At 65.9% G+C, this 24,986-nt stretch carries 21 protein-coding genes; 13 read left to right on the top strand and 8 right to left on the bottom strand.

Annotated features, from left to right (window positions below; translation table 11 throughout):
* Positions 1–17: 17 nt before the first annotated feature.
* From HMPREF9710_RS16320 to nhaR, 4 genes are all read right to left on the bottom strand, one after another.
* Positions 18–1,574 (bottom strand): hybrid sensor histidine kinase/response regulator, encoded by a 1,557-nt coding sequence (locus HMPREF9710_RS16320; protein ID WP_005668134.1) that lies wholly within the window; start codon positions 1,572–1,574, stop codon positions 18–20.
* A gap of 6 nt (positions 1,575–1,580) precedes the next feature.
* Complete coding sequence (locus HMPREF9710_RS16325) at positions 1,581–2,384, bottom strand: alpha/beta fold hydrolase (protein WP_005668136.1); 804 nt, start codon at positions 2,382–2,384, stop codon at positions 1,581–1,583.
* Between the two features lie 108 nt (positions 2,385–2,492).
* On the bottom strand, positions 2,493–3,845 hold the full coding sequence (locus HMPREF9710_RS16330; RefSeq protein ID WP_005668137.1) for a hemolysin family protein: 1,353 nt from the start codon (positions 3,843–3,845) through the stop codon (positions 2,493–2,495).
* Positions 3,846–3,903: 58 nt separating this feature from the next.
* A complete protein-coding gene (gene nhaR / locus HMPREF9710_RS16335; protein WP_005668138.1) occupies positions 3,904–4,812 on the bottom strand; it encodes a transcriptional activator NhaR in 909 nt (302 codons plus the stop codon).
* Between the two features lie 119 nt (positions 4,813–4,931).
* On the opposite strand from nhaR, the gene HMPREF9710_RS16340 reads away from it, so the two are divergent.
* The 4 genes from HMPREF9710_RS16340 to HMPREF9710_RS16355 all read left to right on the top strand — a co-directional run bounded on the left by HMPREF9710_RS16340 (position 4,932) and on the right by HMPREF9710_RS16355 (position 8,006).
* Entirely contained in the window at positions 4,932–5,981 is a 1,050-nt protein-coding gene (locus tag HMPREF9710_RS16340; RefSeq protein ID WP_005668139.1) for a DUF475 domain-containing protein, read from the top strand.
* A gap of 108 nt (positions 5,982–6,089) precedes the next feature.
* Positions 6,090–6,665 carry a TerD family protein gene (locus HMPREF9710_RS16345; protein ID WP_005668140.1) on the top strand — a complete coding sequence of 192 codons (576 nt, stop codon included), beginning with the start codon at positions 6,090–6,092 and terminating at the stop codon, positions 6,663–6,665.
* 48 nt (positions 6,666–6,713) lie between these two features.
* Positions 6,714–7,409: a TIGR00266 family protein gene (locus HMPREF9710_RS16350; RefSeq protein WP_005668141.1), complete on the top strand. Its 696-nt coding sequence runs from the start codon at positions 6,714–6,716 to the stop codon at positions 7,407–7,409.
* Between the two features lie 12 nt (positions 7,410–7,421).
* Positions 7,422–8,006, top strand: coding sequence for a TerD family protein (locus HMPREF9710_RS16355; protein WP_005668143.1), 585 nt, complete (start codon positions 7,422–7,424; stop codon positions 8,004–8,006).
* Between the two features lie 48 nt (positions 8,007–8,054).
* Here HMPREF9710_RS16355 and HMPREF9710_RS16360 read toward each other — a convergent pair whose 3' ends face one another.
* On the bottom strand, positions 8,055–8,354 hold the full coding sequence (locus HMPREF9710_RS16360) for a hypothetical protein (RefSeq protein ID WP_005668145.1): 300 nt from the start codon (positions 8,352–8,354) through the stop codon (positions 8,055–8,057).
* A gap of 15 nt (positions 8,355–8,369) precedes the next feature.
* Positions 8,370–10,532 carry a TonB-dependent receptor plug domain-containing protein gene (locus tag HMPREF9710_RS16365; RefSeq protein ID WP_005668147.1) on the bottom strand — a complete coding sequence of 721 codons (2,163 nt, stop codon included), beginning with the start codon at positions 10,530–10,532 and terminating at the stop codon, positions 8,370–8,372.
* 150 nt (positions 10,533–10,682) lie between these two features.
* Here HMPREF9710_RS16365 and HMPREF9710_RS16370 point away from each other — a divergent pair, with 150 nt between their 5' ends.
* The 5 genes from HMPREF9710_RS16370 (at position 10,683) to HMPREF9710_RS16390 (ending at position 17,730) form a co-directional block, all read left to right on the top strand.
* Positions 10,683–11,090 carry a GntR family transcriptional regulator gene (locus HMPREF9710_RS16370; protein WP_005668149.1) on the top strand — a complete coding sequence of 136 codons (408 nt, stop codon included), beginning with the start codon at positions 10,683–10,685 and terminating at the stop codon, positions 11,088–11,090.
* Positions 11,087–11,836: an ABC transporter ATP-binding protein gene (locus tag HMPREF9710_RS16375; protein ID WP_005668151.1), complete on the top strand. Its 750-nt coding sequence runs from the start codon at positions 11,087–11,089 to the stop codon at positions 11,834–11,836. Before HMPREF9710_RS16370 ends, HMPREF9710_RS16375 begins: the two co-directional genes overlap by 4 nt.
* Positions 11,833–13,242, top strand: a complete 1,410-nt coding sequence (locus tag HMPREF9710_RS16380) for a hypothetical protein (RefSeq protein WP_005668154.1) — start codon at positions 11,833–11,835, stop codon at positions 13,240–13,242. Before HMPREF9710_RS16375 ends, HMPREF9710_RS16380 begins: the two co-directional genes overlap by 4 nt.
* Before the next feature lie 209 nt (positions 13,243–13,451).
* Positions 13,452–15,068 (top strand): methyl-accepting chemotaxis protein, encoded by a 1,617-nt coding sequence (locus HMPREF9710_RS28770; RefSeq protein ID WP_005668156.1) that lies wholly within the window; start codon positions 13,452–13,454, stop codon positions 15,066–15,068.
* 160 nt (positions 15,069–15,228) lie between these two features.
* Complete coding sequence (locus HMPREF9710_RS16390) at positions 15,229–17,730, top strand: PAS domain-containing hybrid sensor histidine kinase/response regulator family protein (RefSeq protein WP_040777243.1); 2,502 nt, start codon at positions 15,229–15,231, stop codon at positions 17,728–17,730.
* A gap of 150 nt (positions 17,731–17,880) precedes the next feature.
* On the opposite strand, the gene ggt is transcribed toward HMPREF9710_RS16390, so the two are convergent.
* Positions 17,881–19,653, bottom strand: coding sequence for a gamma-glutamyltransferase (gene ggt / locus HMPREF9710_RS16395; protein WP_005668160.1), 1,773 nt, complete (start codon positions 19,651–19,653; stop codon positions 17,881–17,883).
* Positions 19,653–20,066: a hypothetical protein gene (locus tag HMPREF9710_RS16400; protein ID WP_005668161.1), complete on the bottom strand. Its 414-nt coding sequence runs from the start codon at positions 20,064–20,066 to the stop codon at positions 19,653–19,655. Before HMPREF9710_RS16400 ends, ggt begins: the two co-directional genes overlap by 1 nt.
* A 169-nt stretch (positions 20,067–20,235) precedes the next feature.
* Between HMPREF9710_RS16400 and pstS the strand changes: the two genes are divergently transcribed.
* The 4 genes from pstS (at position 20,236) to HMPREF9710_RS16420 (ending at position 24,924) form a co-directional block, all read left to right on the top strand.
* Positions 20,236–21,264 (top strand): phosphate ABC transporter substrate-binding protein PstS, encoded by a 1,029-nt coding sequence (gene pstS / locus HMPREF9710_RS16405; RefSeq protein ID WP_005668162.1) that lies wholly within the window; start codon positions 20,236–20,238, stop codon positions 21,262–21,264.
* A gap of 105 nt (positions 21,265–21,369) precedes the next feature.
* Entirely contained in the window at positions 21,370–22,032 is a 663-nt protein-coding gene (locus HMPREF9710_RS16410) for a winged helix-turn-helix transcriptional regulator (protein WP_005668163.1), read from the top strand.
* A gap of 199 nt (positions 22,033–22,231) precedes the next feature.
* Positions 22,232–23,842: an esterase/lipase family protein gene (locus HMPREF9710_RS16415; protein WP_229409845.1), complete on the top strand. Its 1,611-nt coding sequence runs from the start codon at positions 22,232–22,234 to the stop codon at positions 23,840–23,842.
* Positions 23,839–24,924, top strand: coding sequence for a T6SS immunity protein Tli4 family protein (locus HMPREF9710_RS16420; protein ID WP_005668165.1), 1,086 nt, complete (start codon positions 23,839–23,841; stop codon positions 24,922–24,924). Before HMPREF9710_RS16415 ends, HMPREF9710_RS16420 begins: the two co-directional genes overlap by 4 nt.
* The last annotated feature ends 62 nt before the right edge of the window (positions 24,925–24,986 follow it).

Here is a 24,986-nt window from a genome sequence, read left to right on the forward strand (position 1 = left end):
TCGAAGTTCACAAGCGCTCATCGTAACAGCAGGCGCAGCTGCTCGAAATCGATCGGCTTGGTCAAATGGTGATCGAAGCCCGCGTCCAGCGCCAGCGTGCGGTCCTTGTCCTGGCCCCAGCCGGTGGCGGCAACGAGCGTGATGTCCAGGCCGGACGGCAGGGCGCGCAGGCGCCGCGCGAGTTCGTAACCGTTGTAGTCGGGCAGCCCGATGTCGAGCAGGGCGACGTCGGGCGCGAATTCGGCCGCGACGTCCAGCGCGGCGGCCGCGGTGTGCGCCATACGCGTCTCGCAGCCGAACAGTTCCAGCGCCAGCGCCATGGTCTCGGCGGTGTCGAAGTTGTCGTCCACCACCAGCACCCGCCTGGGCGAGACCGGCGCGGCCGGTTCCGCGGCGGCTTCCGGCGCGGCGCAGCCGGCGACCAGCGGCAGGCGCAGCGTGAATTCGCTGCCCAGGCCGGGCCCGGCGCTCTCGACCAGGATCGCGCCGCCATGCAGGTCGACGATGCCGCGCGCCAGCGCCAGCCCGATGCCGAGCCCGCCCCTGGCCCGGTCGAGGGCCGGTTCGAGCTGGGCGAACATATTGAAGACCGCGCCCAGCGCGTCCGGCGGAATGCCGATGCCGTTGTCGCGCACGCGCAGTTCGGCGTGCCCGTCCGCGCAGGTGAGTTCGACGTCGATCTGGCCGCCGTCCGGCGTGTACTTGGCGGCATTGGCCAGCAGGTTGATGACCACTTGCGCCAGTCGCGTGGCGTCGCCGTCGACCACCAGCGGCGTGTCGCCAACGGACAGGCGCAGCGTATGGCGCGCCGCCGCCATGGCCGGGGCCATGTCCTGCGCCGCGCCGCGCACCAGCGGCGCCAGGTCGACCGCCGTGCGCCGCAGCCGCATCCGGTTCTGGGTGATGCGCGAGACGTCCATCAGGTCGTCCACCAGCCGTGTCAGGTGGCGCAGTTGGCGGTCGAAGGCCTGCAGCAGGCGCTCGTCGGCGCCGCTGCCGTACTTGAGCTTGAAGACGTCGACCGCGCTGCGCATCGGCGCCAGCGGATTGCGCAGCTCGTGCGACAGGGTGGCCAGGAATTCGTCCTTGCGGCGGTCGGCCGCCGTCAGTTGCAGGTTCAGCGCCTGCAACTGCAGGTCGGCCGCGCGCTGGGCCTCGAGCGCTTCCTCGGCCACCTTGCGCGCGCCGAGCAGGGCATGTTCGTAGGCGTGTCGTCCGCTCGACCTGAACACGGCCCAGTGGTCGACCCAGGCGCCGTCGGCGCCGGGGTGGCGCACGATGTTGAGCAGCACCGGCAGGTGCCGGCCGTCCAGGGTGAGCAGGTCGACCTGGACTTCGTTCACCGCGCCTTCGCGCTGCAGCAGCGGCACGCAGCGGGTGTGGTGGAACAGGCGGGCGCCGACCGACAGCAGGTCGCAGAAACGCAGCTTGCCGGCCAGGGCGTCGGATGGCGCGCCGAGCCAGGCATGGATGGTGGCATTGGCGCGCACGATCATGCCGCCGGCATCGGTCGCCAGCAGCCCGCACGCCGCCTGCTCGTAAAAGGCATCGACGGCGGGCAGGGCGGCGTTCATCGAAGGCTAGCGCAGCGTCTGCGCCAGGAAGACGTCGATCGCGCGCGAACTGGCGGTCGGCGCGCTCATGTGCGGGCAGTGGCCGACGTTGTCGATCACGGCCAGGCTGCTGCTGGGCAGGTGCCGGTGCAGCCACTCGCCGACCGTGCGCGGCGCGATCAGGTCGTCGCTGCACTGCAGGACCAGGGCCGGCACGGTCGACTTCGGCACATCCGGCCGGTGGTCGGACAGGAAGGTGACGCAGGCGAAGTGGCGCGCGATCTCGGGATCGTTGCGGCAGAAACTGTCGGTCAGTTCCTGGCGCAGCTCGGGCCGGTTCGGCGCGCCCATGATGGCCGGGGCCAGGCTCCGCGACCAGCCCAGGTAGTTCGCTTCCATGGTGTCGAGCAGCTCGCCGATGTCTTCGCGGCTGAAGCCGCCGACATAGTCGCCATCGTTGATGTAGCAGGGGGAGGGGCCGATCATGGCCTGGGCGGCGAAGCGCCCGGGCGCCGCGATGGTGGCCAGCATGCCGATCATGGCGCTGACCGAGTGGCCCACCACCACGACCGGTCCGGTGGCGAACTCTTCCACGACCTCGAGCAGGTCGTCGGCATGGCCGTGCAGCGACGCGTACCTGGCGCGGTCGTAGGCCGCCAGGTCAGAGCCGCCGGAGCCGGTCAGGTCATAGGTGATGACGCGGAACCGGTCCTGGTAGCAGGGCGCGAGGAAGCGCCACATGGTCTGGTCGCAGCCGAAACCGTGGGCAAACACCATCGTGGCCGCTCCCTGGCCGGTCACGTGGACGTTGTTGCGAGTCTTGACGGACATTTAATGCCTTCTAATATTTTCACGCAGCCATGCACTGAAAATAACATTTTTTGTCTGCAAAGTCAGCAAAGGCAGCATGCAATCAGGGTGGAAAGGGGCGTAAACGTTTCAATCGCGCTCGTCGTTTTCATTTGCGCGGGTCAATTGCGGTATGACTTTGACCAGCAAAATACGTGGCCCGTTCATTTTCTTGACCACGACGTCGAAATGCGGGAACGCGATGCGCTGGCCCTGCTTCGGGATATCGCCCAGCTTTTCCATCAGCAGGCCGCCGACCGATTCCACGTCTTCCAGTCCCATCTGCTCGTTGTCGATGTCGATCCCGAGCAGGCGTTCGAGCGAGAAGATCGGCAGGCTGGCCTTGCCGATATAGGTGCCGTCGGTCTGCTTGAGCCAGTCGTTTTCGTTCATCCGGAACTCGTCGCGGATCTCGCCGACCATCGCCCCCAGCAGGTTGTCCAGGGTGACGAAGCCGACCGGGCGCTTGCCCTTTTCGCCGATCAGGGCGAAGTGCGGCGCGCCGCCGCGGAAGCGCCGGAAGATGTCCTGGGCCGGGGTGCGCGCCGAGATCGACTCGACCGGGCGCAGGAACTGCGTCAGGTCGGTGACCGGGCGGCCCGCCTGCAGCGCGAAATACAGGTCCTTCAGGTGGATGATGCCCAGCACCTCCTCGCCTTCCTCGTCGAAATACGGGTAGCGCGAAAAGCGGTTGCGGCGCACGGTTTCCAGGTTCTCTTCCAGCGAGCGGCTGGCGTACAGGGCGCTGACCTCGTTGATCGGCCGCATCAGCTCGGATACCTGCAGCGTGCTGAAGTCGAGCGACTGGGCCAGGATGTTGCGGTCGTCCTGGGTGATCTGCTCGCCCGGCGTGGTGGTGTTGGTATTGGTGCGCAGGATGAGCTTGAGCTCGTCGAGCGAGTAGTGGGTGTCGTGACCGCCGGCGCCGGCCAGGCCGGCCATGCGCAGCACGGCGTTGGCGCTGGCATTGAGCACGGCGATCGCCGGGTACATCGCCCAGTAGAAGCCGTACAGCGGCATCGCGCACCACAGGGCCACCGATTCCGGCAGCCGGATCGCGAGCGACTTGGGGGCCAGTTCGCCGACCACGATGTGCAGGAAGGAGATCACCGAGAAGGCGACCACGAAGGAGACGCCGTGGATCAGTTCCTCGGAGGTGACGCCAAGGAAGGCGAACACCGGCTCGAGCAGGCTGGCGAAGGCCGGTTCGCCGACCCAGCCCAGGCCCAGCGAGGCCAGGGTGATGCCGAGCTGGCAGGCCGACAGGTAGGCGTCGAGCTGGCCGTGGACCTTGGCCAGGATGCGTCCGCGCAGGCCGGTGGTCTTGGCGATCGCGCGCACGCGGGTCTTGCGCAGCGTGACGATACTGAACTCGGCCGCCACGAAGAAGCCGTTCAGCGCCACCAGGAAGAAGGCGAGAACGACAAATAAAATGTTTTCCATACTGGTTTTGTATTAACAAAAGGCAAAGCCAGGGGTCATTGTACAACCTGACTTGTCTTTATTCCCTGTCAAGCGCTTCCTTGTGCACGGCGGCCAGGATGGCCTCGACCGCCGGATGCTTGATCTTGCGTTCGTTCGAGATCGCATAGAAGTGCTCGCGCACCTCGGGCACCCGGCCCACCAGCTCGGCCCCGAGCTGGACCTTGATGTCGGCCACCGGCGCCGCCGGGGTGAAGAACAGGCCGAGTCCGCGCCGCCCGAAGGTATTGAGCAGGGCGTTGTCCTCGAACTCGCCGACCACGTCGGGCCGGATCGCATGGCGCTCGAACCAGTCGTCGATCTTGCCGCGCAGGGCATTGTTCCGGGTCGGGAGCAGGATCGGGGCGCCGTGCAGCGAGGCCGGGAAATCCTTGCGGTAGTTCTTGGCCAGGGCCGGGGCGCCGACCACATACATCTCGTTCTCGGACAGCAGGTGGCTGAACACGCGCAGCGTGGTCCCGGTCGGCACCGCGCGGTCGGTCAGCACCACGTCCAGCTTGTGCAGGGCCAGGTCGCCCAGCAGGGCTTCGTACTCGTCTTCATGGCACACCAGGCGCACCGGAATGGCGAGCTGGGTCGTCACCTCGAGCATGCGGTAGGCCGTGAACTTGGGCAGCGAATCCGAAATGCCCACCGCGAGCCGGATGCGGGCGCTGTCCGAGGCGTCCAGCGCTTCCTGCATCTGCTCTCCCAGAAGAAAGATCTGGTCGGCATAGGACAGCGCCAGGCGACCGGCCTCGGTCAGGTTCAGGCGCCGGCCTTGCTGATTGAACAGTGCTTTGCCAAACGCCTGTTCAAGCAGGGTAAGCTGTGTGCTGACAGTCTGGATCGCCAGGCCAAGGCGCTCGGCGGCGCGCGTGATGCTGCCTTCCTTGGCAACCACCCAGAAGTAATAAAGGTGACGGAAATTGGGTGGCGCGTGGTTCATGGCTTCTGTTTTTCGGAAGTAATATTTCGATTATCTTCGCTTTTTCAATAAGCGCCAAGCTTTTACAATATAGCTCGCCGACACTGTTGGCGTATAACTTTTATAAGAGGGAAAAACTTATGAAGTACTTTACCTGGTCATTCATCGTGACCGCAGTCTGTCTCGCGCTCTCCGCATGGTGGGGCTTCGAGCATGGCGGCATGAGCGCCGCGTTCACCGCGCTGGGCGTGGCGGCCATCCTGGCGGTGATGGAAGTCTCGCTGTCCTTCGACAACGCCGTGGTCAACGCCTCGGTGCTCAAGGGCTGGGACGAGTTCTGGATCAAGCTGTTCCTGGGCGTCGGCATCATCATCGCCGTGTTCGGCATGCGGCTGGTGTTCCCGCTGGTGATCGTGGCCGTGGCCGCGGACCTGGGCACCGTCGAAGTGTGGAACCTGGCGCTGACCGATCCGAAGGCGTTCTCGACCCACCTGACCAACCACCACGCCGAAGTGGCGGCCTTCGGCGGCATGTTCCTGCTGCTGGTGTTCCTGAACTTCATGCTGGACGACGAGAAGGAAACCCACTGGCTGGGCAACTTCGAAGCCAAGATCGGCGCGCTGGGCAAGGTGTCCTCGATCGCCGTCATGATCGCGATCGCCGCGCTGCTGTTCAGCATGACCTATGTTGAAGAAGCGCAGAAGATGGTCGTCCTGATCGCAGGTATGTGGGGCATCCTGGTCTATGTCGGTGTCGACATGCTCAGCAGCATGCTGGAAAAGAGCGAGTCCGAAGCCGGCGCCGTCGGCGACGCGGTCAAGAAGGGCGGCATCGGCGGCTTCCTGTACCTCGAAGTGCTGGATGCCTCGTTCTCGTTCGACGGCGTGATCGGCGCCTTCGCGATCACCAGCGACGTCGTGATCATCATGCTGGGCCTGGCGATCGGCGCGATGTTCGTGCGTTCGATGACCGTGTTCCTGGTGCGCAAGGGCACGCTGGACGAATATGTTTACCTGGAGCATGGCGCGCACTACGCGATCGGCATCCTGGCCGTGATCATGCTGGCGAGCATGAAGTGGCACGTGCCCGAGCTGATCACCGGCGGCGTCGGCGTGGCCTTCATCCTGGCTTCGCTGTGGAGTTCGCTGCAGTACAAGAAAAAGCACGCGGCGCTGGAAAGCGGTGCGTAAATGACAAATGACCGCTCCTGCCGGAGCGGTCCAGAATCCGCGGCGAGTGGCTGAACACCAGCTCGCTGCGTTTGCAACCCGGTGTTCATTAACTAGGAGAGTCTCATCATGGCAATCAGTCTGCAAAAAGGCGGCAACGTCAACCTGTCGAAAGAAGCCCCGGGCCTGACTTCGCTGAAAGTCGCCCTCGGCTGGGACGTTCGCGCAACCGATGGCGCAGCCTTCGACCTCGACGGCGCGGTGTTCCTGCTCAATTCGTCGGGCAAGGTACGTTCGGACAGCGACTTCATCTTCTACAACAACCTGAAGTCGGCCGACGGCTCGATCGTCCACTCGGGCGACAACACCACCGGCGCCGGCGAAGGCGACGACGAGTTCGTCACCATCGACCTGACCAAGGTGCCGGCCGACGTCGACAAGGTCGTGCTGGGCGTGACCATCCACGACGCCGAAGCCCGTCGCCAGAATTTCGGCATGGTCGGCAAGGCCTTCATCCGCTGCGTCAACAACGCCACCAACCAGGAAGTCGCGCGCTACGACCTGTCGGAAGACAGCTCGACCGAAGCGGCGATGATCTTCGGCGAGGTGTACCGCAACGGCGCCGACTGGAAGTTCCGCGCGATCGGCCAGGGCTTCAACGGCGGCCTGGGCCCACTGGCCCGCAACTACGGCGTGAACGTTTAAGGTAATGTAGGGGCGGTTCAAGGGAACCGCCTCATGAAAGGAAGCCAAATGCCAGTTTTTACCGTGACCGGGGACGTCGATCCCTTCCTGCATGTGTCGATGAAGCAGGGCGAGACCATCTATTGCGAATCCGACGCGATGGTGATGATGGAATCGACCCTCGATCTCAAGGGCAAGATGAAGGGTGGCCTCGGTAGCGCGCTGATGCGCACCTTCGCCAACGGCGAGTCGTTCTTCCAGCAGCACATCGAAGCGACCCGCGGCGAGGGCGACTGCCTGCTGTCGCCAACCCTGCCGGGCGCGATGCAGATCGTCGACGTCGGTCCGAACAACTACATCATCAGCGATGGCGCCTTCGTCGCGGCCACGTCCGGCGTGGACCTGCGGGTGCGCACGCAAAGCCTGGGCAACGCGCTGTTCGCGCAGAGCGGCGGCTTCTTCGTCACCGAGACGGGCGGCCAGGGCCAGGTGGTGGTGTCGGGCTTCGGTTCGATGTCGGTCCTGGAGGTCGAGCCGGGCAAGGATGCGATCATCGACAACTCGCACGTGGTGTGCTGGGACAGCACCCTGCGCTACGAAATCTCGATCACGACCGGCACCAGCGGCGGCTTCCTGGGCAACCTGATCAACAGCCAGACCAGTGGCGAGGGCATGGTCCTGCGCTTCTCGGGTCGTGGCAAGGTATATGTGTGTTCGCGCAACCGCACCGCATTCAAGGCCTGGATGCAGGCGCCCGCAAAATAAGGAGCTATAACAATGTCAGTCAATCTGCAAAAGGGACAGAAGATCTCCCTGGACAAGGAAGCCGGTGGCGGCCTCTCCCGCGTGACCATGGGTCTGGGCTGGGACGCGATCAAGTCGAAGGGCTTCTTCGGCTTCGGCGGCGGCAAGTCCGAAGCCGTCGACCTCGACGCCTCGGTGGTAATGTTCGACGAGTCGAACCGCCCGATGGACGTGGTCTGGTTCCGCCAGCTCAAGAGCCGCGACGGCAGCATCTCGCACTCGGGCGACAACCGCACCGGCGCCGGCGATGGCGATGACGAGCAGATCAGCGTCGACCTGAACGCCGTGCCGGCGAACGTCAAGGCGCTGGTGTTCACCGTGAACAGCTTCACCGGCCAGAACTTCTCGACCGTCGAGAACGCCTACTGCCGCCTGATCAACGCAGCGAACCAGCAAGAGGTGGCGCGCTTCAACCTGTCGGTGACCGGCTCGCACTCGGCCCAGATCATGGCCAAGCTGTACCGCCACAACGGCGAGTGGAAGATGCATGCGATCGGCGAGAACGGCACTGGCCGGACCTTCGACGATCTGATGCCGCAGATTACGGTGCACCTGTAACCGGCTTTTTCGCCAAACCACCGAACCGGGGCCGAGGCCCCGGTTTTTTTATTGTTCGGGCATGCCGTCGCAAATGTAACGGCAGAGCTTTTCGGAATCGGCTTCGTACTTGTCGATGACCGATTCCTCTTCATCCTTGAGCAGCGCCAGCTTCTTGGGATCGGTTTCTGCATTCTTCTTCCGGTCAAGTTCGGCGATCTTGCGCTGGTAGGCTTCCCGCTTTGCATCGGACGGGCCCACCTCGGCGCAGTTGCGCATGCACTGCGACCTGGTGTTATAGGTTTTCTGGGCAAACGCGGTGTTCGACAACATGCATGCCAATGCACACAGCGCGACAATCTTTTTCATGTGTTTCCTTTCCGGTCATAAGCTGGTTTCGAAACGCACCACGATGCGCGCGTGGCTTGCGTTCCAGGCCGAGAGGCGGACGATGCTGTCCTGCTCCAGGTATTCGTCGATGCGGGCCTTGCGCTGGGCCAGCAGGTTGTCGAGGTTGAGCCGCAAGACCGTGGTCTTGCTGACGTTCCAGCTCGCATTCAGGTTCAGCACGCGCCGGCTCGATTCGTAGACGCGCTGGTTGACGCTGCTGCGCACCCAGTCCTCGGGCAGGTAGCTGGCATCGAAGCCCAGTTTCACGGGCAGCGACTGCAACGCATAGCTGCCGCCCAGCTTGGCGCGCCAGGGCGACTGCCCGGCAATGCGGTTGTCGGGACCGGGCAGGTCGCTGAGGGTCGAGTCGGCCAGGCCGATGCTGCCGGAGAGTTCCAGGTTCGCCAGCGTTGACGAGAAATCCTTGCCCGCCAGGCGCGCTTCGAGGTCCAGGCCGCGTATCCGCGCCTGGCCCAGGTTGGCCTGGCGGATCACGTAGCGCGGCACGCTGGCCCAGGGCACGTCCACCAGCGCGACCTCCTGGCCGTTCTTGTCGCCGATGTCGCGCGCGTAGAATTCCAGGCTGACTTCACTGTCGCGGCCGAACCCGTGCGCATACGACAGGTTCAGGCCGAGCGCGCGTTCCGGCCGCAGCGCGGGATTGCCGCTGCTGTCGGCCAGGTCGATGCCGTTGGCGCCGCACAAGCCCTGGGCCGGGCATGGCGCATATGGATTGATCGTGGGCCGCAGCAGCATTTCGTCGAAGAAGGGCGTGCGGTAGCTGCGCGCCAGCGAGGCCCTGAGCTGGCGCTTGCGATTGCCGCCAATGCGGTGCGAGACATGCGCCGACGGCGACCACAGGTCGAATCGCGGACGGTTGTCGACCGGACCCTCGACCAGGCGGTAATGGCGTCGTTCGCCTGACGCGCCCAGGTTGACGGCCCAGCGCCGGTTGATCCGCCATTCGTCCTGGATGAACAACCGGACGCTGGTCAGGTGGGATGCCGTTTCCGGCCCCAGCACGGCCAGGCTGGGGTCTGGACGGCCGTCGATCAGGTCGGTATGGCTGCTGTCGCTGTCGTTGCGCGCGAACCTGGCGCCGGCGCTGATCCGGTGGCCATCCTCGGTCTCCAGGGCGTAGTCGAGGTCGAGGAAGTAGTTGCGCGTGCTTTGGTCCTGGTCATTGACACGCTGGCGCGGGCCGCCCGGCGACCATATTTCGTCCCGGCGCAGGCGGCTGTCCGAACGCGAGCCGCTGGCAAGAAGCTTGACGGCCAGGCTGCTGTCCGGGTCGATCTTCCAGTTCCACAGCAAGGGCAGGTGCAGATTGTTCGTGGGGCTCGTCCCGGTCTGGTTCGCGAACGAGGTCGGGCCGGACAGCCAGCGCCGCTGTTCCTGGCTGTCATTGTCGGAGTTGGCGCGCGCGATTTCCGGGCTGAAGGTCAGCGTGTGATCGGCATCCAGGGCCCAGGCCAGCACACCGCTCGCACTGATCGATTCGAACAGGCCCGGGGTATGGGCCTCGCCTTCGTACTCACGGGCCACGCCCGAGCCCGGCCGTTCGCGGGTCTGGACATAGCTGCCATTTGCGGTGGACAACCTGCGCCAGCGCGACAGCATGAAGGTATGGCTGAAGTCATCGCTCACGCCGGTGGTCGACCAGGTCAGGTCCATGCCCTTCCTGCCGCCCTCGGTGCGCACATTGCCGTGCAATCTGGACGACGTCTTGCGCTGCGCCTTGCGCAGGACGATGTTGATGGTGCCGGCGATGCCGAACGGCCCGGTGGCTGCGGTGGTGGTCTTGGCGATCTCGATGCGTTCGACGCGCATCAGGTCGATGTTCATGTAGTCGCCGGTCTGCGCCTGGCCATCGACCAGCACCTGGGTATAGCCGGGCAGGCCGAGCAGGCCGATGCGGCCGCCCTTGTCGACGCTGATCGCGGGCTCGCGCCGGAGCAGTTCGCCGGTATTCTGCAGGCCGCTGTCGGCGATTTTCTTCTGGCCGATGATGATTTTTCCGGCGACGAAATCCTGGCCCGCCTCGACGTCGGTCTGGACGCCGCTGATGACGACTTGCTGGGGTGGCGCGCTCGCCTCGGTCTGGGCATGCGCGCAGGTGCAATACAGGGCTGACAGGCAGGCGAGAAGACGGTGCATCCGATTGAATCCAATACCAAACCGGTCGATCCTATCAACGAAAGTTCGCCGAAAATGCGCCAAATGTCACTGTAGCGCTCACACGTTTTCATGCTTGACAAGGACTGCGGATGCCCTTAGTGTATCAACCAACTAATACACCAATACGCCATGCCCCCCCAACCATCTCAACTGTTCTCGATCGTCCCCGGTTCGACCGATCCGATCTACCGGCAACTGGTCGACCAGGTGCGCCGGCTGGTGGCCGGCGGCCAGCTGGCGCCGGGCGATGCGCTGCCGTCGGTGCGCGAGGTCGCGCTGCAGCTCGCCGTCAATCCGATGACCGTGTCCAAGGCGTATGGGTTGCTCGAGCTGGAAGGCCTGCTCGAGCGCCGCCGCGGCATCGGCATGATCGTCGCCGACCGGCCGGCCGGCAGGGGCGGGGCGAGCGCTGCCGGCGAGCGCCTGGCGCTGCTGCGTCCCACCCTTGAACGCGCCGCGCGCGAGGCGCGCGAGCTCGAACTCGATCCCGACACCGTCCTCTCTCTCTTTACAACCATCCTGAAGGAATCACCGTGACCGCACTCCCGATCCAGATGCGCGGCGTCGCCAGGCGCTTCGGCAACAAGACCGTACTCGACGGCCTCGATTGGGAGGTCGGACCGGGCCAGGTGATCGGCCTGCTGGGGCGCAACGGCGCCGGCAAGTCGACACTGATGGAATGCCTGCTGGGCCTGCGCGAGATCGACGGCGGCAGCATCGCGCTGTTCGGCGAATCGCCCGCCGCGCTGTCGGACGCGACCCGCGCCCGCATCGGCTACGTGCCGCAGAAGTCCGACCTGTTCGACTGGATGACGCCGCTGCAGATGCTGGGCTACTTCAAGGCGCTGTATCCGCGCTGGAACGACGCCAAGGTCGAGGGCCTGCTGGGCCGCTGGGGCATCGATCTCGCCATGCGCAACAAGCCGATCCGGCGCCTGTCGGGCGGCGAGCAGCAGCGCCTGTCGATCATCCGCGCGCTGGCCCACGATCCCGAGCTGCTGGTGCTGGACGAACCGGTGTCGGCGCTCGACCCGGCCGGGCGGCGCGATTTTCTCACCGAGCTGATCGACGGCGTGATCGAGCGCGGCACCACGGTGGTGTTCTCGACCCATATTCTCACCGACCTGGAGCGGGTGGCGCTGGACGTCGCCTTCCTCAAGGATGGCCGCATCGTGCTCGAAGGGGATCTGGACGACCTGCTCGATGGCGCCGCCAGCCACGTGCCGTCCGGCGCGCGCGTGCCGTCGAACCTGGAAGACCTGTTCATCGAGGTGACCCGGTGAGCCCGCGCCTGGCGCTCTACGGACTGCTGTGGCGCTCGGCGCTGGCGCAGGTGCACCCGTATGCCCATCGGCTCGTCGTTTGGCTGACGCCGGTCCTGTCGCTGGTGGCGGCGGCGCTCGCCTGGAAAGTGTACGACCTGGCCACTGGGGCGCGCTGGGGCGCAAACATGCTGTGCAGCTTGGTCCTTCTCACCTGGACCTGGGGCTTTCTGCCTGGCGCTTTCAAGCTCAATTCCCCCGCCAATGCCCAGCTGACACCCGGGATGCGGGCGCGCTTGCTGGAACTGGCCTCGGCAGTGTGGATGCTGTGCATCGCCGGACTGGCGTTTGCCAATGCAGGCAGCGCGTCGGACGTCGTCCTGCGCGTGGTCTGGTGGATGGTGGCTTCGCTTGGCCTGGCGCTGGCGGCCACCGGCAGCGGCGCCGGATCGGCAGTGCTCCTCGCGATCTGGCCGTTGATGGGATTGCCGTCCGTGATACCGGACCGGGCGTACGCCATGATGGCGCATCCGGCCTTCCTCCCGCTGCTGGCGGCCCTGCTTTTGCTGCCCGGGCTGGCGGCCATGCGCGTGATTCTCGCGCAGGCGGGGGACCGGCATTGGCAGTTGCTGGAAAAGCGCACGGTATGGCGTGACAGGAACGCGTTCAAGCTCCGCGGGGAGAACGGTTTGCTGCTCTCGTGGCAAGCATACTCGCTGCGCCTGGCCGGCAAGCGCCGTGACCTGGGCGCCATGCTTTTGCACGGCAGCGGCCCCGGCCTGCCATTGGGCGTGATCGCGCTGAGCATTGCCGGCATGGGCCTGTTCGGGCTGCTGCTGGTCGGCTTCATGCGCCTGGGCGGCTACCCCAAGGCGGCCGAGCTCGCGCTGGAGATGGGCTGGATGTGGAGTCTGCTGCCATTGCTCCTGTTCCAGTTGCACACGAACTTGCTGGCGAACCTGACGGACATGCCTGCTGGCCAGCCTCTGCTCAGGCTGGCGCCGGCGATGCCCGCTACCGCGCCGCGGTTCAATCGCTTGCTGGCCTCGACGGCATTGCGCAGCAGTCTGGCGGCCTGGGGCATGGCGGCGGCCACGGCGCTCCTGTGCAGCGTCCTGAGCGGCGCCGGCGCGGATGAGCTGCTGCTGGTGGCGAGCCTGTGTGGCCTGGCCCTGCCGGCCCTGGCCTTGCCGCTGCGCGACCATGCACGCCGCCCACGCTGGAATCCGGTTCTGCAGTGGCTGACGGTGTTGGCGCTGGCGGGCGGCTGCCTGCTGGTCGCACTGCCCATCGGACGACTTCTGGCATTGCCGGTTTTTCCGACTGCGGCTGGCCTTGCCATCGTGCTGACGGCTTTCCTGGTGTCGCGCCGCTACCGTTCGACACTTCGCGCGCCGTTCGCTTTTCCCGCCGGAAGGCTGGATTGACGGGGGATGGGTCATGTCCCGCGATGTGATCTGTTCATTAACCGAGTTGCCGAAGGGGATAGATCGATCGTTCTTTTTGTCGCTGAGCAACAACCGGTCCACTGGCACTTTGATACTGAACTTCGGTTTTTGCTGAAAAAAAGTCGCACTGAAGATAAGGTTTCGCTGTTGTACTTACTCATAAAAAAACCTTCATCTTCAGGGCAACCATGCTTTTCAAACTGACACTGCGACTCCGGCTGATCGCCACGATGGCCATGCTTGGCTTCCTCATCACCGCTGTCGGCCTGCTCGGCATCTACGGCATGCGTGAAGACCACGCCACGCTCGAGCAGGTGTACTCCAATCAGCTGGCGTCCAGCATCGCGATCAATAATTCCAAGAACTTCCTGAACCGCGCGCGTTTTGGCCTGGACCGCGCCGTGTTCCATCCGGACGCGGCCGACGTCGGCAAGACCCTGAGCCGCGCCAAGGACTTCATCGACGACGCGAACAAGGAATGGCAGCGTTACCTCGCCCTGCCGCGCGACGCCGAGGAAGCGGCATTGGCCAAGACCCTGGAAGTCGAACGCAACCGCTACATCAACGACGGCATGCTGGCGCTGGCCACCGCCATCGAGCAGATGAACGTCGAGCGCATCGAAGCGCTGTCGATGACGGAAATGACGGCCCTGTACGGTGTCTTCGACAAGGCATCGAGCGCCCTGGACGATTACCAGCTGACGGCCGCCAAGCGGGGCTACGAGGAGAGCGGCCGTCTGTTCGACACGCTGATGTGGATCTCCAGCGCCAGCGTGGTGCTCGGCGTGCTGCTGGCGGCGGTGTCGTCGTGGCTGCTGCTGCGCGCCATCATGCGGCCGCTCGACCACGCGCTCGGCCACTTCGACGCGATGGCCCATGGCGACCTGTCGACCAGGGTGCAGATCGACCGCGACGACGAAATGGGCGCACTGCTCAAGGGTCTGGCCACCATGCAGCAGCAGCTGGCCACCACCGTGCGCGGCGTGCGCGACAGCAGCATGTCGATCGCCAGCGCCAGCAGCGAGATCGCGGCCGGTAACATGAACTTATCAAGCCGTACCGAGCAGCAGGCCAGCGGCCTGGAAGAAACCGCTTCTTCGCTCGAGGAATTGACCACCACCGTGCAGCACAATGCGGACAATGTGCGCCAGGCGAATAACGTGGCGCGCTCGGCGTCCGAAGTCGCGGTGCGCGGCGGCCAGCTGGTGTCGGAAGTGGTGCAGACCATGGGCGCCATCGATGCCTCGTCCAAGCGCATCGTGGACATCATCTCGACCATCGACGGCATCGCCTTCCAGACCAATATCCTGGCGCTGAACGCGGCCGTCGAAGCGGCCCGCGCAGGCGAGCAGGGCCGCGGTTTCGCGGTCGTGGCCGGCGAAGTGCGCAACCTGGCGCAGCGCTCGGCGGCGGCGGCCAAGGAAATCAAGGAGCTGATCAGCACCTCGGTCCGCAACGTCGAGGCGGGCGCCGCCCTGGTCGACAGCGCCGGCACTACCATGGACGAGATCGTCAGTAGCGTGACCCGCGTCAGCGACATCATGGCCGAGATCCTGGCCGCCGGCGAAGAGCAGACCGCCGGCATCCAGCAGATCAACGAAGCGGTCAGCCATATGGACCAGGCGACCCAGCAGAACGCCGCCCTGGTCGAGGAAGCGGCAGCCGCCACCGGCGCGTTGCAGGATCAGGCGCATGCGCTGCAACAGATGGTGGGCGTGTTCAAGATCGATGCGCAGGCGGCGCCTCAAGCGCAGGCGCCGGTGCGCGCGCGCGCCGGCCACGAGCGCATGGCCCTGGCTGCGTAAGCCGGCACGCCGTCCCGCCAGGGCGCCCGGCGAGGGCGCGCCAAAAAATCGCCGGGCGGCGCCGCATATTACGGCGCGATGACGTTGCGAAACATGCAATAATGCCGCATGAACGCGCGCAACCATGTCCCCGGACCCCATCAGGCAAAAGATCGACTCCATGGGTAGTCCACTAGCGTTTCCCGCTTCCGGCGCCGCGATGGCGGCGGCGATCCGCGATCACGACTGGGCGGCCTCGCCGCTGGGCCCGATCGCATCCTGGCCCGCGACGCTGCGCACCAGCATCAATATCGTGCTGGACTCGGCCTTTCCGAGCTTTATCGTCTGGGGGCCGGACCAGACCCTGCTCTACAACGACGCCTACGCCGAGATCCTGTGCAACAAGCACCCGGCCGCGCTGGGGCAGGCGTTCCAGGCCGTCTGGCACGAAATCTGGGACGTGCTCGGGCCGCTGGTCGAGCGCACCCTGGTGGGCGGCGAATCGCACAAGATGAACGACATCGCGCTCGTCATGCAGCGCAAGGGCTATGCCGAGCACACCTGGTTCACCTATTCCTATGGTCCCGTGCGCGACGATGCCGGCCGCATCCTCGGCCTGCTGTGCAACTGCATCGAAACCACCGAGGCCGTGCTCCGGCAGCGGCGCCAGGCGGCCGACGAAGCGGTGCTGCGCGAGCACGAATCGGCGTCGCGCGAGGACGCCGAGCGGGTCCGGCTGGCGCTGGAGGCGGGCGCCATCATCGGCACCTGGTTCTGGGACTTGCCGACCGACCGCTTCACCGTCGACGAAGCCTTCGCGCGCGCCTTCGGCCTCGACCCGGCCATCGGCCGCACCGGCCTCTCGCTGGCGCAGGTGGTGGCCACCGTGCACCCCGACGACCAGGCCGGCCTGGCGCAGGCCATCAATACGGTGATCGCGCGCGGCGGCCATTACGCCCACCAGTACCGGGTGCGGCGCGCCGACGGCCGGTATTACTGGATCGAGGCCAATGGCCGGGTCGACCTGGCGCCGGACGGCACCGGCCTGCTGTTCCCGGGCGTGCTGATCGACGTCGAGGGCCGGCGCGCGGTGGAGGCCGAGCGCGACGGCGCGATCCTCAAGCTGCGCGCGCTCAACGAGCAGCTGGAACAGAAGGTGCTGGCCCAGGCGCTGGCGCGCGGGCGCACCTGGCAGCTCAGCCCCGACATCCTGGGCGTGCTCAATGCCGACGGTTTCATGGAGACCTCGAACCCGGCCTGGCAGGCCACGCTGGGCTGGACCGAGGAAGAAGTCGCCGGTACGCCCTTCCTCGACTTCATCCACCCCGGCGACCGCGCCCGCACCGAGACGGTCTGGCGCAATGCGCTGGAGCGCGGCATTCCCGCGCTGCGCTTCGAGAACCGCTACCGCCACAAGACCGGCGGCTGGCGCTGGCTGTCGTGGGTGGCGGTGCCGGACGAGCGCAAGGTGTACTGCTCGGCGCGCGACATCAGCGTCGAGCGCGAACGCCAGGCCGAGCTGGAACGGGCGCAGGAACAGCTGCGCCATTCGCAGAAGATGGAGGCGGTCGGCCAGCTCACCGGCGGGCTGGCGCATGACTTCAACAACCTGCTGGCCGGCGTCGCGGGCAGCCTCGACCTGATCAAGCTGCGCCTGGGGCAGGGCCGCGCCGGCGAGATCGAGCGCTATCTCACGGTGGCCCAGGGCGCGACCAGGCGGGCGGCGGCGCTGACCCACCGGCTGCTGGCCTTTTCGCGGCGCCAGACGCTGGCGCCCAGGGCCATCTGCGTCAACACCATGGTCGACGGCATGCTGGAAATGATCCGGCGCACGGTGGGCCCTGGCGTGCGGGTCGAGCCGGCGTACAGCGAGGTGCCGTGGACGGCGCTGGTCGACCAGTCGCAGCTCGAGAACGCGCTGCTGAACCTGTGCATCAACGCGCGCGACGCCATGCCGGACGGCGGACGCATCGCGATCGCCACCGCCAACCGGGTGCTCGGCCTTGAGGCCGCACGCGGCCACGAGCTGCCACCGGGCGATTATCTCGCGCTGTCGGTGGCCGACACCGGCGCCGGCATGGCGCCGGACGTGCTGGCCAAGGCCTTCGAACCCTTCTTCACCACCAAGCCGCTGGGCCAGGGCACGGGGCTGGGACTGTCGATGATCTACGGCTTCGCCAAGCAGTCCGGCGGGCAGGTGGCCATCGACTCGCAGCTGGGGCAGGGCACCACGGTCAGCATCTTCCTGCCGCGCCATCGCGGCGCGGCCGAGGGCCCCGAGGCGGCGCCCGCCCTCGCGGCGCCGCCGGCCGGCCGCGGCGAGACGATCCTGGTGGTGGACGACGAGCCGAGCGTGCGCACGCTGGTGGTCGACCTGCTCGGGGAGCTCGGCTACACGGTGCTGGAAGCCGAGGACGGCGCCGGCGGCCTGGCGCTGCTGCAATCGGACGCGCGCATCGACCTCGTGATCTCGGACGTCGGCCTGCCGGGCATGATGAATGGACGCCAGATGGCGGACGCGGCGCGCGTCAAGCGTCCCCGGCTGAAGATATTGTTCATCACCGGCTACGCCGAAACCGCCTTGCTCGACCACGGGCAGCTCGCGCCCGGCATGTCGGTGCTGACCAAGCCGTTCTCGATCGACGCGATGGCGCAGCGGGTGCGCGAACTGGTCGCGCGCTAGGTCAGGCGCCGGGCCAGGTCGACAGCGCCTGCCCGACCACCGCCTCGAGCGTCTCGCGCTCGAAGCCGGCCCTGGCCTGGATCGCCATGCCGTGCAGCAGACGTATTACCAGGGAGGCGAGCGCGGCTATATTGATTACCCGCCCGCCAGCTAGTGCCCGCGGCGCTGCACCAGCGCCGTGCCGACGCCGTGGCGCTTGCCCTCGCTGACGGCGGTGACGGTGCCGTCCGGGTTGAACACCAGCGCATTGGCCGCGCCGATTTCTTCGGCCGGCGACTCCCAGCGCTGGCCGAAGCCCGACAGGGCGCGCGCCTGCGCCGTGTCCGTGAAGCCCGGCTCGACCGAGGTGTCGAGCGCATTGCGCTGGCTGATGCGCGGCGCATCGAGCGCCTGGTCCATCGGCATGCCGAAGTCGACGTGGTTCACGATGGTCTGCAGCACCGTGGTGATGATGGTCGAGCCGCCGGGGCTGCCGATGCTGAAGGCCGGCTTGCCGTCCTTGAGCGCGATCGTGGGCGCCATGCTCGAGCGCGGCCGCTTGCCGGCTTCCGGCACGTTCGGGTGCGGCCCGCTGGCGTCGAAGTCGAAGTCGGTGAGTTCGTTATTGAGCAGGAAGCCGTAGCCCGGCACCACGATGCCGCTGCCGCCCCAGGATTCGATGGTGAAGGTGTACGCCACCACGTTGCCGTCCTTGTCCGACACCGTCAGGTGGGTGGTGTGGGCGCTCTCGGGCGCCAGCTTGACGGCGGCGGCCGGCTGGGTGCGCAGGGGGATGCTCGGGTCGTTCTGATAGCGGTAGGGGTCGCCCGCCGCCACCGCGCCCGGCGCGGCCTTGCGCGGATCGATCAGCGCACGGCGCTCGGCCGCATACTGCTTGGAGAGCAGGCCGGCGAGCGGCGCATCGACGTATTCGGGGTCGGCCAGATAGGCATTGCGGTCGGCGAAGGCCAGGCGGCTGGCTTCGATATAGAGGTGCTCGGCGCGGGCGCGCGGCAAAGACTCGAGGTCGTAGCCTTCGAGGATGTTGAGCGCATGCGCCACCGTCGGGCCGCCGCTGCTCGGCAGGGGCATGCCATACAGTTCATAGCCGCGATAAGTGCTGCGCAGGGCGGGGCGGATGCGCGCCTCGTAGTTGGCGAGATCCGCCATGGTCATGGCGCCGGGCCGTACGGCATACCCTTTCGCGACCGGCGGCCGGTTGACGCTGTCGACGATCGCGCGTGCGATCGGCCCTTCATAGAATGCCTTCACGCCGCCTTGCGCGATCTCGCGGTAGGCGCGCGCCATGCCGGGATTGCGCAGCAGCGTGCCGGCGGGCAGCGCCTTGCCCTTGTGCAGGTACAGCTCGCTCGTCGGCGCGAACTGGCGGAATTTCTTGTCGTTCTGTTCGACCAGCTTGCTGAAATTGGCGTTGATGCGAAAGCCGCCGTCGGCCACCGCGATCGCCGGCGCCAGCACCTGGGAAAAGCGCATGCTGCCGTAGCGTTCGAGCGCCTCGTGCCAGCCGCGCACGGTGCCCGGCACGCCGACCGCCGCTCCGCTGGCGACCGCCGTCTCGAAGTCGAGCGGCTTGCCATCTTGCTGGAACAGTCGCGGGCCCACCGCGCCGGGCGCCGTTTCGCGGTGGTCGATGGTGATCACGCGCTTGTCCCTGGCCAGGTAGATCACCATGAACCCGCCGCCGCCAATGCCGCAGCTGAAGGGGTCGGTGACGCCCAGCGTGGCGGCCGCGGCCACCGCGGCGTCGACCGCGTTGCCGCCTTGATTCAGGATGGTGAGCGCTGCTTGAGAGGCTTGCGCGCTGATCGTGGCGACGGCGCCCCCGGTGCCGGTCGCGACCGGCGCGGCCGCAACGCCCTGGAAGGAAACGGCGACGACCAGGACGCACGCCAGTGCGGCCCGCGGCAGGCGGCGCGGGGCCATCAGCTGCCGTACATATTGAAGACCACCGGATACGACGCCGGTTTCGCTTCCGCCATGCCGCGCGGCTGCGGCACGAACGAGGGATCGAGTTCGATGCGCGCGCCGCGCAGGCCGGGCGAGGTATAGCCGGGTTTGCCCTGCACCAGCCAGAAGCCCTGCGCCATGTTGTTGATGCGCAGGGTGAAGCGGTAGGCCAGCTGGCCGGCCCACATGCAGCGCGCATTGTCCGGGCAGCGGCTGTCGTCGGCGCCCTCGTAGGTGAGGGAGAGGCGCTGGTCGATCGGCAATGGCGGCAGGTGCAGGGTCTGGCGCTCGCTCAGCGTGTACTGGGCGTTGGGCAGGCGGTCGGGCGCGGCGCAGGCCGACAGCAGGCCGGCGGCGGCGATGGAGAGGACGCAGGGCAGGGTGCGCATCGGTGTCATCCAGGGTTTGACGGGAAACCCATGATAGCAAAACCGCAATCAGCCGGTCGCGTGACAGCGAAAAGACAGGGCATGGTCAAGTCATAAACAGGTCATATTCGGCAGCTATTCTTTTTCCTGTAGTCCAAAACGTATCCCTCAACCAGAGATAGGAATAACAATGTTCAAGAAGATCCTCGCCGGCGCTGCCGCCACGCTCGTGATGACGACCTCGTTCGCCGCCGACATTACCGGCGCGGGCGCGACCTTCCCGTACCCGATCTACGCCAAGTGGGCTGAAAGCTACAAGGCCGCCACCGGCACCGGCCTGAACTACCAGTCGGTCGGCTCGGGCGCCGGCATCAAGCAGATCAAGGCGAAGACCGTGGACTTCGGCGCATCGGACATGCCGCTGAAGGCGGAAGAGCTGGACAAGGAAGGCCTGATGCAGTTCCCGGCGATCATGGGCGGCGTGGTCGCCGTGGTCAACGTCGACGGCGTGACCCCGGGCCAGCTGAAGATGACCGGCCCGCTGCTGGCCGACATCTACATGGGCAAGATCACCAAGTGGAACGCGCCGGAAATCGCCGCTTTGAACCCGGGCGTGAAACTGCCTGCTCTGGATGTCACCGTCGTGCACCGCGCCGACAGCTCGGGCACCTCGTTCCTGTTCACCGACTTCCTGGCCAAGACCAGCCCGGCCTGGAAAGAGAGCATCGGTTCGGGCACCACCGTGAAGTGGGCCGTGGGCGTGGGCGGCAAGGGCAACGAAGGCGTCGCCGCCAACGTGCAGCGTATCAAGGGCGCAATCGGCTACGTCGAGTGGGCTTATGCCAAGAAGAACAAGCTGTCGCACACCCAGTTGCGCAACAAGGAAGGCGTCGACCTGCAACCGTCGGACGACGTGTTCAAGGCCGCCGCCGCCAATGCCGAGTGGACCAAGGCCCCAGGCTTCGGCGTGGTGCTGACCGACGGCGCCGGCAAGCAGAGCTGGCCGATCACCGGCGTGTCGTACATCCTGATGCACAAGAGCCAGGCCGACGCCAAGAAAGGCCAGGAAGTCGTGAAGTTCTTCGACTGGTCGTTCAAGAACGGCGCCCCGGCAGCTGCCGAGCTGGACTACGTGCCGATGCCGGCCAGCGTCGTCAAGCAAGTGCAGGACGCCTGGAAAGCCAACCTGAAGGACGCTTCGGGCAAGGCCATCATGTAAGACGCCTTCACGGCGACCGATCCGGCAGCCTGGCTGCCGGATTTTCGTTGGTGCGCTCGCGGCACCGTGGGCCGCATCAACGCAGAACCTCTTTTTGGGCATCCCATGACAACGGCGAACACGATCGTCCTGGTGATCGACGACAAGCCGGCCATTGCCGAGCTGCTCAAGTTCTCGCTGCACGAGGACGAGTGGGTCTGGCATGACGTGCCGAGCCTGGCGCAAGCCTGGGACTTCATCGGGCGCGAGCGCCCGGAACTGTTGCTGCAGGAATCGATGCTGCGCAATGAAGGCGGCATGCGCCTGCTGGCGCGCCTGCGCGGCGACCGCCGCCTGCGCGAGCAGCCGGTGATCCTGCTGGCGGCGCAATGCGCGGAAGGCGAGCGTCCCGCCAGCCTCCCGGCGCCCGTCCCCCATCCCGAATTCATTCCCCAGGCCCCGCTCGAGCAGGCGCGCGAACTGTCGCCCGAGTCGCGCCTGTTGCGCTCGGGCCGCCTGGTGCTCGATCCGCTCAGCTGCAGCGTGCGGGTCGGCAGCCACAAGGTCGAGGTCAGGCACGCCGAATACCGGCTGCTGCGCTTCCTGCTGTGCCATCCGGGCCAGGTGTTTACGCGCACCCAGCTGCTGGAGCAACTGTGGGAAGCCCACGCCTCGCTCGACCAGCGCACGGTGGACGTGCACGTGCTGCGCCTGCGCAAGGCGCTGGGGCGGGCCAAGTCGCTGATCAAGACCGTGCGCGGCGCCGGCTACATGCTGTCGCCGACCTGAAGCGCGGTCTGACGGCATCCTCGGGCATCTTTTTTCGCCGAAATAGGGCGGCTAGTCTGTTGTGCATTCGCAAGAAAGCGCTGGCGTTCTCATGTCAGTATCGCGATTTTGACGAGACGAGCAGCCTTCCGCGTTCATGCCGGAACCGACACGCCCCTTGCGGCCCCTGCTGCCCTTGCCCGACGGGGGCTGGCAGGCGATGTCCGTCGCCACCCCGGTCGACTTCAAGATCCGCGGCCTGGCATTGGTGCCCCCGCGGAGCACGGTGCCCGTGATCGTCGTTCCCGGCATCATGGGGACCAACCTCAGGGCAAAGAGCAAGCCACGCTCGCGGGAAGAAGAGAACGAGGAGGTCAATCCTGGCAAGCCAGCCTGGCGGCCGCCCAACACGACGCCGGGCGGATTGTGGGATGCGCTGGTCTGGGACCAATACGATCCCGCCTACCGCCAGCGCCTGCTCGACCCCGACACGCTGGAGGTGGACGACAGCGGCGAACCGCATATCCGTCACGACCAGTGGGGGCCGCATGTCCACCCCCAACTGGCGCGCGAGCGCTGGTGGGGCGAGCTGCATGCCGGTTCCTACATCGACCTGCTGTGTATGCTGGAAACGCGCCTGAACCAGACCTTCTACCGCCGCTACGCGGAGGATATGCGGCGCATCCGGCCACACTGGCAAGAAGTGATGGATTGCGATCCTGCGAAATGGGGTTTTCCGCACATGGCGCCGCTGACCGAGGCCGAGCTGGAACGGCATGCGCTCCACCATTATCCGGTGTACGGCGCCGGTTATCACTGGTTGCGCAGCGCGCACGAAGCGTCGCAGCGCCTCGAGCAGCGCATCGACGACGTCATCGACTACTGGAAGGCGCACAAGCGCAAGTGCGAGCAGGTCATCCTCGTGACGCACTCGATGGGCGGCCTGGTTGCGCGTGCCTGCGCCAGGCGCATCCCGGACAAGATCGCCGGCGTGATCCATGGCGCGATGCCGGCCCTGGGCGCTCCCGCCGCCTACCGCCGCATGGCTTGTGGCACCGAGGTCAACGACTTCGTCGGCCGCTTCGCCGCCATGATCCTTGGCGCGACGACCTACGACACCACGCCCGTACTGGCGACGTCGCCCGGTCCGCTCGAATTGCTGCCGAACCATCTGTATCCGGGACCGTGGCTGCATGTGAGCGTCAGGCAGCCGTCTGGTAGTCAGGGCGTGCCGGATCCCGTTTTCGATTATTTGCGCATACCGAATGAAGCCTACCCCGATCCCTATGAGCTGTACCGCGATTTGAAATCCTGGTATCGGTTGGTTGATCCTGCACTGGCCGACCCTGCCGAAAAATTCATTGATCAAGAAGGGGGTGTGGAAGACGCCATCAAAAGAGCAATCGCCACCGCCGAGCGTTTCCACAAAGAACACTTGGGAAATTACTACCATCCCAATACCTATGCATTCTATGGGGCCGATCCCGATCGACGCGCCTTCGGTCAGGTGCGCTGGGTCGGGCGCAAGCCGTCCGAGTCGCGTACCGTCCTCACGCCATCCAACGTCAAGGAAGGCAGCTTCATCCGCCATTACCCTGACGGTCGGCTCGTGGGCGTCGAAGCCGGCTGCGAGATGCTCTTCAGGCCGGAACCACCCGATACCCGGGGCGACGGCACCGTGCCGCACCAGTCCGGCGCTGGGCCGGCCGGCAGTATCCGGCAGTTGTTCGAGACCCGCGGCTATGACCATCAAGGCAGCTACAAGAGCGAGGACATGCTGATGCTCACGCTGCGCCTGATTGTCAGGATCGTACAAGGGCTACCCGAATGAGATATCTGCAAAAGCGATGGACCCGGGCATGGGCCGTGGTGCTCGCGGCGTTGACAGGCACGTGGGCGGTGGGCGCCGTGCTGGACAGGTATGAGGTGGCGAAGATGACAGAAAAGATGCAAACCGTATGTGTCGGCAGAATGCTGATCGACCTGCCGGCTGAGGCGCAATACAGCTTCTTTGGAGAAAAAATCAGCGGCTTCAGCATCGGCGCGTCCGAAGAAAGCGCGGAAGCTTTCACCGCCCGGCTGGCACAACGGGAAGCGGCGATCCGGACCAAGCCGGACCGGCTAGGTGGAGACAACAACCTGGAAATTGCCAGGGATGTGAAAACCGATAGCGGTCTTGTAGGAAAAATATTCATGCATGAACGGACCGTAACTGAAGGCACGCAATTGAATGGAATGAAGCGGGAGCCATACCGCATTGAGGACGTCACCCTCGAAGCGCATGTTCATGGAGATGGCGTCGGCATCGACGTGATCGCAAAAGAAGCCAGTCCGCAGCGCATCGAGACTCTCTTCAAACTCGTGTCCCAGCTGGTGGCCAATCCTGCCAACAGTATTCCGACCGAGTCCGGTTTCTGTCTCGACCGCGCTTACGTACGAGACCCGCTCACGGCGAAGAATCGGGAGCGGATCGTGATGACGGCCGGCCTGCCGAGCCGTCCGGACATCGAGATCAAGTTCGACACGACCGCCGGCACCAAGCCGGGAAAGGGACTGCTCGAGCGGGCTGCCGCCTCGCACGCGCGGGCGCCCCTGATCGTCAGCGCGCGTTTCACGAAGCTGCGCGCCGCGCCGCGTACGATCGGTGGCCTGACCGGTGACGAACTCGTCGAGCAGGTGCTCGAAGAGAACTTTTCCATTATCTACGGGTTCCGATGGGAGGTGGACGGCAGTGAAGACAATGTACTCGTCCCCGATGTGCGCCTGATGATGAAAACCGGCAGTGGCGACGACGGGCCAGTGCCGTCCTCGCTGTCGCAGCCGGCAGCCCTCGCGCTGTGGGACAGGATCATCTCCAGCATCCGCATACGGCCGACGCAGCCGCCCGGGGCGGCCAAGGCCGAGGTCACTTGATCGCTGTCTCGCAAGCGCAAGCCTCCAAACATTTCACGTGTCACTACGCTGACATATTTGCA

It is taken from the genome of Massilia timonae CCUG 45783, assembly GCF_000315425.1.
Taxonomy (GTDB): domain Bacteria; phylum Pseudomonadota; class Gammaproteobacteria; order Burkholderiales; family Burkholderiaceae_D; genus Telluria; species Telluria timonae.

Excerpts from the sequence above, each read along its gene's own strand:
- HMPREF9710_RS16415 (WP_229409845.1), top strand. The coding sequence starts at position 22,232 with ATGTCCGTCGCCACCCCGGTCGACTTCAAGATCCGCGGCCTGGCATTG.
- HMPREF9710_RS16360 (WP_005668145.1), bottom strand. The coding sequence starts at position 8,354 with ATGAAAAAGATTGTCGCGCTGTGTGCATTGGCATGCATGTTGTCGAAC.
- HMPREF9710_RS16390 (WP_040777243.1), top strand. The coding sequence starts at position 15,229 with ATGGGTAGTCCACTAGCGTTTCCCGCTTCCGGCGCCGCGATGGCGGCG.
- HMPREF9710_RS16370 (WP_005668149.1), top strand. The coding sequence starts at position 10,683 with ATGCCCCCCCAACCATCTCAACTGTTCTCGATCGTCCCCGGTTCGACC.
- HMPREF9710_RS16330 (WP_005668137.1), bottom strand. The coding sequence starts at position 3,845 with ATGGAAAACATTTTATTTGTCGTTCTCGCCTTCTTCCTGGTGGCGCTG.
- HMPREF9710_RS16350 (WP_005668141.1), top strand. The coding sequence starts at position 6,714 with ATGCCAGTTTTTACCGTGACCGGGGACGTCGATCCCTTCCTGCATGTG.
- HMPREF9710_RS28770 (WP_005668156.1), top strand. The coding sequence starts at position 13,452 with ATGCTTTTCAAACTGACACTGCGACTCCGGCTGATCGCCACGATGGCC.
- HMPREF9710_RS16320 (WP_005668134.1), bottom strand. The coding sequence starts at position 1,574 with ATGAACGCCGCCCTGCCCGCCGTCGATGCCTTTTACGAGCAGGCGGCG.
- HMPREF9710_RS16420 (WP_005668165.1), top strand. The coding sequence starts at position 23,839 with ATGAGATATCTGCAAAAGCGATGGACCCGGGCATGGGCCGTGGTGCTC.
- nhaR (WP_005668138.1), bottom strand. The coding sequence starts at position 4,812 with ATGAACCACGCGCCACCCAATTTCCGTCACCTTTATTACTTCTGGGTG.
- pstS (WP_005668162.1), top strand. The coding sequence starts at position 20,236 with ATGTTCAAGAAGATCCTCGCCGGCGCTGCCGCCACGCTCGTGATGACG.
- HMPREF9710_RS16400 (WP_005668161.1), bottom strand. The coding sequence starts at position 20,066 with ATGCGCACCCTGCCCTGCGTCCTCTCCATCGCCGCCGCCGGCCTGCTG.
- HMPREF9710_RS16345 (WP_005668140.1), top strand. The coding sequence starts at position 6,090 with ATGGCAATCAGTCTGCAAAAAGGCGGCAACGTCAACCTGTCGAAAGAA.
- HMPREF9710_RS16355 (WP_005668143.1), top strand. The coding sequence starts at position 7,422 with ATGTCAGTCAATCTGCAAAAGGGACAGAAGATCTCCCTGGACAAGGAA.
- HMPREF9710_RS16410 (WP_005668163.1), top strand. The coding sequence starts at position 21,370 with ATGACAACGGCGAACACGATCGTCCTGGTGATCGACGACAAGCCGGCC.
- HMPREF9710_RS16365 (WP_005668147.1), bottom strand. The coding sequence starts at position 10,532 with ATGCACCGTCTTCTCGCCTGCCTGTCAGCCCTGTATTGCACCTGCGCG.
- ggt (WP_005668160.1), bottom strand. The coding sequence starts at position 19,653 with ATGGCCCCGCGCCGCCTGCCGCGGGCCGCACTGGCGTGCGTCCTGGTC.
- HMPREF9710_RS16340 (WP_005668139.1), top strand. The coding sequence starts at position 4,932 with ATGAAGTACTTTACCTGGTCATTCATCGTGACCGCAGTCTGTCTCGCG.
- HMPREF9710_RS16325 (WP_005668136.1), bottom strand. The coding sequence starts at position 2,384 with ATGTCCGTCAAGACTCGCAACAACGTCCACGTGACCGGCCAGGGAGCG.